11 protein-coding genes are annotated in these 13,130 nt (G+C 69.1%); all 11 read right to left on the minus strand.

The window, feature by feature from the left end; all coding sequences use genetic code 11:
- Positions 1 to 164 precede the first annotated feature (164 nt).
- On the minus strand, positions 165 to 794 hold the full coding sequence (locus tag SCNRRL3882_RS07935) for a LysE/ArgO family amino acid transporter (protein ID WP_010039077.1): 630 nt from the start codon (positions 792 to 794) through the stop codon (positions 165 to 167).
- Between the two features lie 98 nt (positions 795 to 892).
- Entirely contained in the window at positions 893 to 2,191 is a 1,299-nt protein-coding gene (locus SCNRRL3882_RS07940; protein WP_010039079.1) for a coproporphyrinogen-III oxidase family protein, read from the minus strand.
- A 67-nt stretch (positions 2,192 to 2,258) separates the two neighbouring features.
- On the minus strand, positions 2,259 to 3,764 hold the full coding sequence (locus tag SCNRRL3882_RS07945; protein WP_010039081.1) for a radical SAM/SPASM domain-containing protein: 1,506 nt from the start codon (positions 3,762 to 3,764) through the stop codon (positions 2,259 to 2,261).
- Between the two features lie 41 nt (positions 3,765 to 3,805).
- Positions 3,806 to 5,242 (minus strand): AmmeMemoRadiSam system radical SAM enzyme, encoded by a 1,437-nt coding sequence (gene amrS / locus SCNRRL3882_RS07950; RefSeq protein ID WP_010039083.1) that lies wholly within the window; start codon positions 5,240 to 5,242, stop codon positions 3,806 to 3,808.
- Positions 5,243 to 5,318: 76 nt separating this feature from the next.
- Positions 5,319 to 5,654 (minus strand): ferredoxin, encoded by a 336-nt coding sequence (fdxA, locus tag SCNRRL3882_RS07955; protein ID WP_010039084.1) that lies wholly within the window; start codon positions 5,652 to 5,654, stop codon positions 5,319 to 5,321.
- A 327-nt stretch (positions 5,655 to 5,981) separates the two neighbouring features.
- Positions 5,982 to 6,587 (minus strand): LmbU family transcriptional regulator, encoded by a 606-nt coding sequence (locus tag SCNRRL3882_RS07960; RefSeq protein ID WP_010039085.1) that lies wholly within the window; start codon positions 6,585 to 6,587, stop codon positions 5,982 to 5,984.
- Positions 6,588 to 7,024: 437 nt separating this feature from the next.
- Complete coding sequence (locus tag SCNRRL3882_RS07965; RefSeq protein WP_010039088.1) at positions 7,025 to 8,047, minus strand: DMT family transporter; 1,023 nt, start codon at positions 8,045 to 8,047, stop codon at positions 7,025 to 7,027.
- 47 nt (positions 8,048 to 8,094) lie between these two features.
- A complete protein-coding gene (locus tag SCNRRL3882_RS07970) occupies positions 8,095 to 9,558 on the minus strand; it encodes a pyridoxal phosphate-dependent decarboxylase family protein (RefSeq protein ID WP_010039090.1) in 1,464 nt (487 codons plus the stop codon).
- Positions 9,559 to 9,592: 34 nt separating this feature from the next.
- A complete protein-coding gene (locus SCNRRL3882_RS07975; protein ID WP_010039093.1) occupies positions 9,593 to 11,392 on the minus strand; it encodes an NAD(P)/FAD-dependent oxidoreductase in 1,800 nt (599 codons plus the stop codon).
- A gap of 44 nt (positions 11,393 to 11,436) precedes the next feature.
- Positions 11,437 to 12,123: a GNAT family N-acetyltransferase gene (locus SCNRRL3882_RS07980; RefSeq protein ID WP_010039097.1), complete on the minus strand. Its 687-nt coding sequence runs from the start codon at positions 12,121 to 12,123 to the stop codon at positions 11,437 to 11,439.
- Positions 12,123 to 12,839 carry a gamma-glutamyl-gamma-aminobutyrate hydrolase family protein gene (locus SCNRRL3882_RS07985; RefSeq protein WP_078602810.1) on the minus strand — a complete coding sequence of 239 codons (717 nt, stop codon included), beginning with the start codon at positions 12,837 to 12,839 and terminating at the stop codon, positions 12,123 to 12,125. Before SCNRRL3882_RS07985 ends, SCNRRL3882_RS07980 begins: the two co-directional genes overlap by 1 nt.
- Positions 12,840 to 13,130: the final 291 nt, after the last annotated feature.

Genomic DNA, 13,130 nt, shown 5'->3' on the forward strand with positions numbered 1-13,130 from the left:
GGGCGGGGGAGTCGACGGACCGGGCCAGGGCGGACGGTCGCTGCTCCCGGCCGGTCGCGGTGGCGGCATCGAGCGGTCCGGCCCGGATGGGAACGGGCCGCGCCGGACCGCCGTACCGCCACGCGTCCGCCGACGCCGGATGACGGTACGGCCTCGTCGCTCCGTCAGCCGATGGCCTGGTACGCGAGCACGCCGCCGAAGAAGATGACGCCCACGCCCGCCAGGAGGTCCACGCCCTGGAGCATCCGGGAGGTGAACCAGCGGCGGAACAGCATGGCCCCGGCGCTGAGGGTGGTGAACCACAGCAGCGTGCCGGAGCCGACGCCGACGAGCATGGCGAGCGAGTCCGCGAGCGTGTCGGTGACGTTCGCCGCCGTGGCGGCGGCGAAGGCCGCCGCCCAGTAGCCGATCGTCGCCGGGTTGGCCGCCGTCGCCGTGAGAGCCGTACGGAAGGCCTCCCACGGCTGCACCGTCTCGCCCTCGGTGTCGACGACCGCGCTCCTGGCCCGGAAGGCCGAACGCACGGAGCGGAAGCCCAGATACGCCATGACCACGGCACCGGCGAGCCCGAGCGCGGTCCGCAGCACCGAGATGTCCAGCAACTTGCCGACACCCGCGAGGCCCAGGCCGGCGTACAGCACGTCGATGGCCGCCGCGCCGAGGCCGATGGCGAATCCGCACAGAAAGCCGTTGCGCAGCACACTGCGCACGCACAGCAGCCCGATGGGACCGAGTGGCAGTGCGACGAGGAAGCCGAGTCCCAGACCCGCGCTCCAGGCCGGAATCACGCTCACCGTCTGCTCCCCCGCCGCACCACGCCGTTCACCCCGGCCCCCGATAAACGGGTTTGCGCCAATTCCCCCGCCTCCTTGCGGCACACCCGTCGGTCAGGTCATTCGACGAGTTCGGATATGCCGAAGCGTACCTCACCGGGGGCCGCGGGACTCAGGTCCTCCGGCGCGTAGAACATCTCGTAGACATTCGTGGACAGCAGTTGGCCGGCCCGGGTCAACGAATACACGTCGTCGCCCTGCTTTTCCAGCCAGCCCTTGTCGAGAAGCTGTTCCAGTTCGCTGCCGAAGACGTCCTCCATCGTGACCCCGAACCGGTTCTCGAAGTCGTGACGGTAGATCTCGCACATTTTCAGGCCACGGATCATGACCCGGCGCATCTCCTGCTCCTTGGTGAGATACGTGGCGAAATCGAGCGGGACCTTCCCCTCCTCCACCAGCTCGTAGTACTGCTTGAGCGGCTTGACGTTCACGAACAGCCGGTCGTGGATCACGCTCTTCGACGACACGCCGAAGCCGATCATCGGCCAGGTGCGCCAGTAGTACTCCAGGAACCGCGAGTAGTCCTCGCAGCGGTCGGGGTGGTAATAGCCCGTCGAGCTGCGGCGCTTGAACCCGGCCGCCTCCAGGGCCTCGATGGCGTACACGTACATGCGCTCTTCGTCCTCGGGCGTCGGCAGCGCCATCTTCTCGGACTTGATCAGCGAGTGGAACGCGGTCTTGGGCCAGATCTCCAGGCCGTAGGCGGTGATGCAGGCGGGTTCCAGCTCGATCGCCCGGTCCACGCTGTGCTTCCAGTCGTCCAGGGACTGGTCGGGCAGCGGGAAGATCAGGTCGATGTTGGTGTGGGTGAAACCGCCGTCGACGATGGTCCGGTAGGCCCGCTCGGCGGTGGCCAGGTCGTGCGAACGGTTGCAGATCTGCAGCAGGCGGTCGTCGAAGGCCTGGACCCCCAGGTTGAGCCGGTTGAAGCCGGACTCGCGCATCCGCGCGATCTTGGCCTCGTCCACCGTCGACGGGTCGAACTCCAGGGCGATCTCCGCCCCTTCGTTGAACTCGAAGGACTCGCGGCACACGTCGAGCAGCCGGGCCGTCTGGTCGCCGGTGAGGATGCCGGGCGTACCGCCGCCGAAGTAGACGGCGTCCACACGGAAGGCGGGGAACACCCGGTTCGCGGCGAAGGCGCGGATCTCCTTCTCCAGGGCGTCGACGTACTGCGCGAAGTGCTGCTCGTTCTTGTTGATGTAGACGGTGTAGTCGCAGAACCCGCACTTGGTGATGCAGAACGGCACGTGCAGGTAGAGCACGGCGTTCTCGGGGCGGAAGTACTCCTCGTACTCGTGCTTGCGGTACTTGAAGGGGTAGGTGTGGATGTTGCGGCGAACGATCTTCTCGGCCATCTGGCTGCTGCTCCTTGTCAGGCTCGCCGTGCGGCGGCGGAGGGGTGACCGGGCGGGAGGGGGGCCGTCAGCACAGCACCCGGAAGGGCTCGTAGCCGGTGGGCTGGTCCAGGGCGGGCCGGTCGTTGGGGACCACGGGGCGGCCGCAGGAGACGAACAGGTCGTCGTACCGGTCCCGGGAGCGCGCCCGGTAGTCGGCCGTGGACCTGGCCAGCATCTTGATGACCTCCTCGGCCAGCATCAGCTGGTACTGGCACGACTCGTCGTTGAGGACGTTGACGTCGCCCGAGGCCACGTGGTTCTCCTGCCGGCAGCCGCCGCCGCACAGGTAGCGGGCCCAGCACGCGCCGCACACGGGGTGCTCGTCGACCGAGCGCCGCCACTCGGGGTGCTCCCGGGTGATCCCCTCGGAGCCGGTGCCGACGTCGAAGCTCTCGTCGCCGACGAGGCGGTGGCAGGGGCTGATGCTGCCGTCGGGTGAGTGCGTGTAGTACGTCCGGCCGCCGGAGCAGAAGGCGAGGGCGGTGGCCCCCTCGGTGACCATCTGCACGGTCCGCTCGTACTCCAGCACGCCCTTGAAGCGGTTGTCGGGCGCGAAGAGGGACGGGTAGTGCAGCAGGAAGTCCTTGAACTGCTCGACGATGCCGGGCTGGAGGAAGTGGTTGATGTACTGGATGCCCTGCGGCTCGGAGAGCTTGCGGTCGCCGAGGGTGAGGGCGATGGGGACCTTCGTGTCCTTCTCCACCGGGTACACGCCCGGATAGATCTGGAAGTAGTCGAACAGGTCCAGCTGCCACAGGTCGTGCACGCTGTCCTTGAGGCTGGGCTCGCCGGTGGCGATCGTCATCCGCGCCACCAGCGTGATGTCGTCGCCGCACGCCTCCCGCAGCCGCCACAGGTTGCGCATGATCCGGTCGTAGGACCCCATGCCGTTCTTGGAGGGCCGGTTGGCGTCCTGGACCTCGCGACCGCCGTCGATGGAGACCGAGACGATGAAGCGGTACGCGCGGAACAGCTCCTCGATGCCCTGCGGCATCAGCGTGAGGTTGGTGGAGATGCGGTGCACGAACTCGGTGCCGTCCCGCTGCGAGACGGTCCGGGCGCGCTCGCAGATCTTCTGGATCACGGCAAAGTTCGCCAGCGGTTCGCCGCCGAAGAACTCGAAGCGGACACGCTGTCCGGGCACGGCGTTGCGCTCGATGAAGTCGAAGATCCAGGCGATCGAGTGCTCGCCCATGGCCTCGGTGATCCGGCCGTAGTCCCCGCCCTCGGCGAAGCAGTAGGTGCAGGCGAGGTTGCAGACGTTGGTGAGGTTGACGTTGACCGCGAAATCGGCCCCGTCGGACAGCGAACTCTCCCGCAGCCGGGAGCGGTTGACGCCCTCGTCCGCGCCCACGGCTTGCCGCATGCGCTCCCACGCCTGCCGCTCCGGGGGCAACAGGCTGTCGACGCCTGACTCCAGGCGCTCGGCGGTGCCGGCCGGGGCCAGCAGCAGCCGGTGGTTGTCGGTGAGGAACACCGCGGAGGTGTCGTCGCTGAAGGGCAGCACGCGGTAGTCGGTTCCGTGCTTCATGTGTGTCTCCCCCTTGTCTCCCTGGTTGCCGGGACCGGGGCTCAGCGGCGGGTGCCGGGCTGGAAGAGGGGCAGCGGCGACACGTCCTCGTTCAGGGTGCCGGCGGCCACCTCCACGGTCGGGAAGTGGGCCCGGTCGAAGACCTGGTGGAGGCTGGAGGTGCACCGGTCCGGGATGGCCACCTGGACGCCGAGCTCGTCGGGCGTGCTCTTGGCCGCGATGTAGCGGAAGCTCTCCCGCGGCTTGAGCTCGACGATCTCCCAGCTGCCGTCCGCGGCCGGATCGCCGTAGCGGCGGGTGTACGCGGTGGCGGGCGCGTCGGACTCGTTGCGCATCTGTACGTGGAGGGCGCGGACGTCGCCGTGCCAGTCGAAGGACGCCACGTCGAGGTCGACACCGGCGGGCAGGTCCTGGACCTTGTTGCGGCGCCGGGCGTCCGGCAGCAGCTTGAGGGGCGCGCGGGTGCCGCAGGATGCGCAGTTGCCGTCGGCGTCCACCCCGACCAGGTCGGCGTTCAGGCCGTACCGGGTGACCTGGAGCAGGCCGCACTGACTGCACCAGGTGTTGGTGGACTCGGTGTCGTAGACGTTGCCGAGGTAGACGTGGTTCAGGCCCATGTCGAGGGCGACCTTGCGGGCGCGTTCCAGGCGGTCCACGGGCGTGCGGATGGTGTCCGTCATCTTGTAGTCGGGGTGGAACCGCACGAAGTGGGTGGGGATCGACGGGTCCAGCCGCTCACCGACGAACGTGGCCATCTCGCGGGCGGTCTTCTCGTCGTCGCTGAGGTCGGTGACCATCAGCGTGGAGACCTCGACGTGCTTTCCGGCCCGGTAGACCTGCTCGGTGCCTTCCAGCACCGGCTCCAGCCAGCCCTTGGTGATCTTGCGGTAGTACTTCGGGTCGAGGGACTTGATCGACACCGAGAAGATGTCGATGACGGGGATGAGCTCCTCGATCGCCTCGCCGCTGATGAAGAACGCGGACTTGTAGAGGTTGACGATGCCGGCGGCCTTGGCGAGGGCGGCGGTCTCGACGACGAACTCGTGCCACACTACCGGGTCGTTGTAGGTCCAGGAGATGACCTTGATCCCGTGCCGGACGGCGATGTCGACGACTTCCTCGGGCGTGTAGTGGTAGACGTCCTTGTCCTCGACGTAACGCGCCTGGGACGTCTTCCAGTTGTGGCAGTAGTCGCAGTTGAGCATGCAGCCGACGTTGCCCATGGAGAGGATGCGGGCGCCGGGCGCGTAGTGGAAGACCGCCTCGGTCTCGATCGTCTCCTCGGTGGCGTGCACCGAACGCCCGTAGTTGAGGGTGACCAGGCGTCCGTCGCGGTTGGCGCGCACCATGCAGAAGCCGTGCTGGCCGGGGCGGATGCGGCAGTTGCGTGGGCTGAGGTGACATCGCACGACGTCGTCGTCGAGCCGTTCCTCCAGCCGGGCTGGATGGGGTTCCTGGTTCCAGGTGGTCTGCGTCACGGACTGTCCTTCCGTCAGGGAGAGGTGGGCAGTTGTGCCGTGCGGTGGTGCGGAGCGGAACCGTTTCGTCGGCGCGTCAGGCGTGGGCTGCCGACCGGGGCAGCTCGGTGATGTGCTCGTGGTCGGCCGCGACGGGGCCGACCTCCGTGGCGCCGCCCGGTGAGCCGAGGTCGGTCGTGGCGGTGAAGAACTCGGCGTTCACTCGCTCGTACACCTGCCACTCCTCGGGGAGTTCGGTGTCCCGGTGGATCGCCTCCACCGGGCAGACCGGTTCGCAGGCCGAGCAGTCGATGCATTCGTCGGGGTGGATGTACAGGGTGCGCGAGCCCTCGTAGATGCAGTCGACGGGACAGACGTCCAGACACGCCTTGTCCTTGACGTCGACGCAGGGCTGGGCGATTACGAAGGTCAACAGTTCCCCCATTGCCATGCTCACGGTGAAGTACCCGAAAGGTGGTGCCGCGCTGACGTGCGGAAGAGCTTCGGTTTCGCAGGAGCAGCGCGGCTGATCGGGGCGCGGCTCGGCAAAGAGTGGCGGGGGAATTGCGGACGCGTCAAGGAGATCGCATTGAGACTGCTGACTGGATTTCTCGAAGGTAAGGCAAGCCTTATTGAATTCGCCGTCCTCGCCGACCAGGGCACCTTGCCTCCGGGAGGGGGCCGGACGGTGCCGGCCGCCGCCCGAGGATGACCGAAAGCAGCCGTGGCCGGCGCGGGCGGTGGGGCCGGGGACGGATCTTCAGGGCTCGGCCCCGTCGTCGAGTCCGGCCGCCCGGTCGAGACTGGCGGTGATCCATTCGGCCAGTTCGAGACCGTCGCGCTCGGCGGCCCTGGTCCAGGCGGTCTCCTGCTCCGCGGTGGTGCGCAACTGCAGCCGCACGTGGCGCGGTTCGCGGACGTCGGACGGATCGGCCAGTTCCTTGCGCAGTTCGTGCCGGAGCCGGTTGCGGGACCAGCCCTCCCGGGCGGCTCGGTTCAGCCAGCTGCGGCGCTCCTCGGGGGCCAGGGAGGCCACTTCGGCGTGGTGCTGGAAACTGAGTCTGGGATGCCGTTCGGAGGCCGGAAAACGCCTGGCGATCCACGCGTAGTTGCGCAGGGTCTTGTAGTCGAGACCCGTTTCCTCCATCGCCTGGCGGTACTTTCCGGGGTATCTTTCCTGGCCGTACACGAGCCAGTCACCGTGCCACCAGCAGGAGGAATCCGCTATCAGGAAGAGGTGTTTTCCGACGCGTTTCCACTCCGCCAGGGAAAAGCCGGGTGGCAGGACCAGACTGGTGCGCCGGGTGACAGCGGCTCCGATGACGGGGTGTTCGGACACACTGTGCAGCGCGGTCGAGTTGCCCAAGCCGGTTCCCCCTTCTCTCCGGGGAAGGACAGGTTGCTCTGATCGCGACGGAGTCTGACACCGGGTTCCGGCCGCGGTCCAGGCCGTCGAGCCGTCAGCCGCGAGTCTGGCCCGAAGGCGACGGTCGGCCAGCACGGCCGAATCGCTCCGCACCCGCCACGCCGAAGGCCTTCCAGCCCATTACTGGACGCGCCGCAGATCCTGCTGCCCTGTTCAGGACAGGCCTGAAAATGCTGCTGCAACACGCCGACGCCGGTCACATCCCACCGGTTCGCTTCGGTGGGTGACCGCGGTGTGCCGCTGCTCGTCGGTCAGCCCCTGCCCGGTCGGCCGGGTCGGCAGGCATGGCATGGCATGGCATGGCATGGCATGGCCGGAACCCGCCGGTCCGGTCTGTTCCCGGGCTCTCGATGCGCCGGCCCGGAACCCCCGCTGCGCTACCGCCCCTTGCCCCCGCCCGGGCCGGCCGGGGTCTCGCTCGGAGGGCGCTCCGGGGCCGGCCGGGGGAGTCTGGCGCGGTCGAAGACGTGGAAGCTGAAGAAGACACCGCCGATGACCAGCAGGCCGCCCCAGAGCTCCTGGGCGGTGGGGAGGCGCTGTTCCCAGATCAGGTAGAAGAAGGCTCCGAACACCGCCTCCATCCCGATGATCGGGCCCATGACCGTCGCCGGGAGGCGCTTCGACGCGATGTTCCAGAACCACGTGGCGCACCACGAGCCCAGCACGGCAAGCGCCGCGCACCAGGCGAGGAACGACCCCAGCGTGCCGGCGTCGGCGAACGGGGACGTGCCCTCGGCGGACTCGGCCAGCGGCAGCAGGACGAGGGAGCCGAGGAAGGCGCCGATACCGATGCAGGCCGTCCACGTGGCGTTGTCCGGGACGCGGGTCGCGCGCCGCAGGATGATCCGGTTGGCGATGACGAAGTACGACCAGGCCACACACGCCGCGAACCCGAGCGCCGCGCCCGCGAGCCGGTCCTGCCCGTCGCCCGCCGTCCCCAGGGAGGCGGTACCGCCGTTCACCAGGAACAGCCCGGCGGCGATGACGGCGATGGGCAGCAGCCCGCTGCGCCAGGCGAAGACCTTCTCGACGGCGTTGGAGATCAGCGAGACCATGACGGGGATCAGACCGGTCATGGCCGAGGCGAGGACGCCGCCGCCGACGGACGCGGACATCGACAGCAGCAGGTAGAAGCCGATGTATCCCACGACTCCCAGGTGCATCGCCTTGAGGACGTCTCGCTTCCCCAGGGCGCGGAGCCTGCCGGGCCGCGCCAGCAGTACGGCGGCCGACATCAGGCCGAAGACGGCGTACCGGCCGAGGACGAGGTAGTAGATGTTGACGGGGTCGACGGCGGCGGGGCCCAGGAAGGTGAAGCCCCACAGGGCCGTGGCGAGGAGCGCGGCCGACAGCCCGACGAGGGCGGGCACGGACCGGCGCCGCCGCCGCGTCGGGTCCATGTCCGTCACCTCTCCTCGGTCCGCGGGCGTCGTACGGGGTGTCACCGTCACGCGGCGACCAGCTCGTCGCCGATCGCCACGACCTGTTCGACGAGGAAGTCGAAGTCGGAGCGCTCCGACCGGTGGTTGTTGTTGGCGACGCGGATGACGAACTTCCCGTCGATCACTGTATGGGACGGCATCGCCAGTCCCTCGACCTGCAACCGGGTCAGCACGGCCCGGTTGACACGGTTCAGCTCGTCCGCTGTGGCGCCCGGCCACACATACCGGAAGCACACGATGTTGAGGTCGCTGCGGGAGACGACCTCCAGCCGGTCGGAGCTGTCGGCCAGTTTCGTCAGGTGGGCGATCTGGCCGATGTTGCCCGCGATCGACGCGGCGAAGGACTCGATGCCGTGCGTCTTGAGGGCGAACCACACCTTCAGCGCCCGGAACCGGCGGGACTGCTCGATGCCCCGGTCGGAGAAGGCGAGGGAGTAGGCGGCGGGCCCCTGGTCCGTGCTGCTGATGTAGTCGGCGCTGGAGCTGAAGGTGCTCTCCAGCGCGTCGGCCCGGCGGACCAGGACGCAGCTGACGTCGAAGGGCATGTAGAGCCACTTGTGCAGGTCGAAGACGAGCGAGTCGGCCTCGCTCATCCCGGCCAGCAGGGTCCGGTGGGTGGGCAGCAGTTGCGCGAAGGCGCCGAACGCGCCGTCGACGTGGAACCAGAGGTCCTCCTCCCGGGCGATGGCGAGCAGTTCGTCGAGGGGGTCGACGGCTCCGGTGTTGACCGTGCCGGCGTTGCCGACCAGGCACAGGGGGTGGAGCCCGGCGTCGCGGTCCGCGCGGACGGCCCGGCGCAGGGCGCCGGTGTCGATCCGGAAGTCGGCGTCGACCGGTATCTGCCGGAAGTACTGCCCGCCGATGCCGAGGAGTTCGACGGCCTTCTCCACCGAGTGGTGGGTCTGCGCGGAGCCGTAGACGGTGAACTGCCGGCCGTCGGCGAGGGCGCCCAGGCCGCGGATGTCGGCCGTGCCGCTCTTCGCCCGGCGGGCGGCGGCGAGCGCGATGATCTGGCCCATCGACGCGCCGCTGGTGAGGATGCCGGAGCCGTCGGCGGGCCAGTGCATGGCCTCCTTCAGCCACTCCAGCACCTGGTGCTCGACCATCATCGCCGCGTTCTCGCCCGAGCCGAGCGTGCAGTTGACGACGGAAGCGAGCAGGTCGGCGTAGGCGGCGACGGGCACGCCGGAGCCGTTGGCCCAGCCCCAGAAGCGCGGGTGGATGTTGCCGCGCGGGTAGGGCATGACCGTCGTACGGAACTCCTCGTAGACGTCCTGCATGGGGGTGGCGGTCCGGGGCAGCGCGGTGCCGAGCCGGGCCTGGACGTCCGGGGGTACGGGCTGCCAGACGGGCCGGTCGCGGATGCCGGCGAGGTAGTCGGCCATGTCGTCGACGATGCGCCGGCCCAGGGCCTTGAACTCCTCCCAGTCCGGCGGGTCGAGGGGGGTGGTCTCTTCGTGCGGGGACACCGTGCCTTGCCTCCTGGCGGTCTTGCGGCGGTGGTCAGATGCGGGACGCTGCGGGTGCCCTGGGGGCGGTGGTGGCGGATGCCGCGTCCGTCATGAAGGCGGTGAAGCGTTCCGGGTGGTAGAGGGCGTGCATCGGGTGCGGCTGGTCGCCGAGGGAGGCGAGGACGGCCCGGGCGACGGCGGGTGCCTGTGCGAAACCGCCGGTGTTGTGGCCGCCGTTGATGACGAAGAGGCCGCCGTGCGCGGTGGTCTCCGCGTGGTAGATGCCGAGTGACGTGGCGGTCCAGGGCCGGACGCAGTACTTGAAGTCGTAGTTGTCGGCCGGCCGTGAGGACGCCGAGCGGTGGGCCTGGTCGGGGAAGAGCCGTTCGATGGTGTCGATGATGCCGAGCCGGATGGCGTCCAGCTGGGCCTCGTCGGCGTCGGTGCCGACGCCGGTGTAGCCGTACCCGGATCCGACGATCAGGGTCGGCCGGCCGTCGCCGTCGCGGGCGACCGTCACGTTGGCGTCCTCGGTGACATGGCCCTTGCGGCCGACCTTCAGCGAGTGCGGCAGCCGTGCGTGCTCGTTGCTGATCCGCATCCAGCCGCCCAGGACGCCCTGGATCCGGCCCTCGCAGGGCGAGCCCATGAGCAGGGCCTGGCCGTCGACTCCGGGCGAGGCGACGACGTGCGCGTCCGCGGGTACGGGCACCGGGCAGTCGAACCCGGTCACGGTGCCTGTGCCGTCGCGCCTGACCCATCGCACCGGGGTGTCCCAGTGGAACACCACGCCGCGTTCCTGGAGGAACGTGACGAGCCGCTGTGTGAACCGGTGCACTCCGACGGTGAAGCCGGGCACGAGGAACCCCCCGGCCAGGGCGCCGGTCTCGAAGGCGCCGGCCAGTCCCGGGAACTCCTCGCTCAGTTGCCCGGGCGTGAGCTCGCGGGCGAGGGCGCCGAGGGCGCAGTGCCGGGCGAGGGCGGCCCGGTGGTGGTCCGGATCGGCGTACAGCCGCAGGACACCGTCGGTGAGGACGACGTCCTCGAAGAGGTTGGGGTGCTCCTGGCGCAGGGCGGTCCACTCGTGGAACGCCTCGGCGGTGAAGGCGAAGATGTCCTGGTTGTAGGCGCGGGCCAGCCAGGACGGCACGCGTTCGAACTCGTCGATCCAGGCGCGCTCCGAGGGGGACAGCGGCCGGTCGCCGGCCGCGAGCCAGCCTCCCTGGTCGACGGGCAGCCGGAAGTGCGCCGGCGGACGGCCGTGGAAGTCCTGATTGTTGTAGCCGTCCATCTCGGTGAACGTGAACATGCGGGCGTCGTCGCCGGCGTGGGTGCAGCCGTACCGGCGCCAGTGCTCGCCGCCGGGGGCCGGGGACCGGTCGAGGACGGTGACCCGGTAGCCGTCCCGCCACAGGTACAGGGCCGTCACCAGGTTCACGACGCCGGCGCCGATCAGCACGGTCTCCCGGCTGCCCGAGGCGGGTAATGCGGGGTGTGCGGGGGCGTGCTGGAGGGTGAAGCGCCGTTCGAAACCGCTCAGGGCCGTCGCGATCGAGGCGAGGCCGCCGTCGGGGTGGTTGAACTCGACGAGGTCCCGGGGGGCGGAGCGGCTGGGAGTGCCGGTGACGTACGAGAGGTAGGTGGTCCCGGGCACGCTCTGGCACCAGTGCCGCAGAAAGGCTTCCGGTGGCCGCCTGGACATGATCAGACCGCGTGCGCCGTGGGCGGTCACCTCGCGCAGCAGCTCGTCGGCGGGCGCGGTGTCCAGATCGGGGAGGTGGACGATGTCTCCGCCGCGCAGGAAGTCGGAGTACGCCAGCTCGGAACTCGGGGTGGTGATGATCGTCTTCAACGTTCCGCTTTCCGTAAGAGGTGCGTGAATTCCACCGTTGTTGTTCAGGACTGCTCGTCGGTGAAGGGCAGCGAATGTCGTTGCAGGGAAAGGCTCGGGTTCGACCGGTCGTCGGCGCCGAGACGGACGCCGACCCAGCCTTCGAGGAAGGCTTTTTCCAGTTCTCCGGTGGCGGAGAGGCCGATGGACCGCTCCTCTTGCCCGTTCCGCGCCGGAGGCCAGGGGGCCGGGGTGGGGCGATAGAAGAGGAAGCGGAGTTTTCCGCCGAATTTGGTCACGAGCCGGACCGGGCGGAAGCCCGCGCGCATCAGCGATCCGACGCCGTGCGGATTCATCGGCGAGCTGGTCGAGTAGAGATGTCGGATGTCGAGGGCGGCGACGTCGGCGAGGGCCCTGGTATTCATCAGCCGGGCAAGTCCGTGGCCCCGCCATTCGGGCAGCACCGCGATGGTGTCCCAGTGTGCGACCCGGGCGTACTCGGAGGGCGGCAGCGGGGTGTCCTTGGCCAGGTTGAAATCCCGGTCGCGCGGAAAGTAGACCATCCGGTAGGCGACCGTGTCGGAGCCGTGCGACACGCCGTAGCAGAGCCCGCCGTCGGCGAGGCAGTAGGAGATGAACTCGGGCGTGCTGGTCTGGAAGACGTCCGGTTCGGGGAGCGAGGACTTGATGCGCTCCTGGAGGTCCAGGAGCGCATCGAGGTCCGCGGGGTCGAGGCGTCGGACCTCGAACATCAGCGCTCGCCTCCCGCCGCCGCCACGAATGCCGAGATCAGCGGGTCGGCGAGGTCGCCGGTGTCCTCCACGGGCAGCTCCGGGTGCCACATGACGCCCACCGCCCAGGCGTCGCCGGGGTGCTCGATCGCCTCGGTCAGCCGGTCGTCGGAGCGGGCCGTGACGCGCCAGGGGTGGCCGTCCGGCGCCAGGGGGCCCAGGCCTTGGTGGTGGTAGGAGGTGACGGTCACGGCGGGCTTGCCGTACGCCGCCGCGACGGCGCTGCCCTCGGTGAGGGTCACGCGGTGCCGCGAGGTCTCCGTCAGCGAAATCCGGTGGGCGACGCTGCCGCCGTTGACATCCGGAATGTGGGAAATGAGCGGATGGCCCGTGGCGGTGTAGAGGACTTGGCAGCCGCGGCAGATACCGAGCACCGGCAGCCCGGCTTCGAGTGCCGCTTCGGCGAGCCGGATTTCGAAGACGTCGCGGCCGGGTTGGTACTGATAGTCCGGCTGCCTCTCGGTGCCCGAGCAATGTGCGGGGTCGATGTCCTCACCGCCGGTGAGCATGAGGCCGTCGAGGTGCGGGAGATATGAATCGGCGAGCTTGTCGTCGACACAGGGAATGACGAGTGGAATACCTCCCGCCCGGACGACGTGATTGACATATCCGGCATGCAGACAATGGCTGTCTATTGCCGAGCGAAAGCGCGCGGTGATACCGATCCGCGGTTTCATGACCTACCCCCGTTGATGACGCGGATTGCAAAGCGCAGACACGCTAACTGATGCCGTTCCGGCCTGCAAGATCGAAGATCCGCGACCCGGGCCTTCCGCCATGTGTGAAGAAGGGCGTTTTTCGGTCAGCGGGATAGGCCTGACTCCCGGAAACCGCACCCCCGTACTGGCTCGAATTCGACGGTGACAACCGGACACGGCTTTTCCGTCCGACCCTTCCGACGAGCCGCGGGTGGGTGGGGTGTGTCCCGCCGCGGCGGGACACACCCCACCCACCCGCCTCGCGAGACC

The organism is Streptomyces chartreusis NRRL 3882 (assembly GCF_900236475.1).
GTDB lineage: Bacteria > Actinomycetota > Actinomycetes > Streptomycetales > Streptomycetaceae > Streptomyces > Streptomyces chartreusis_D.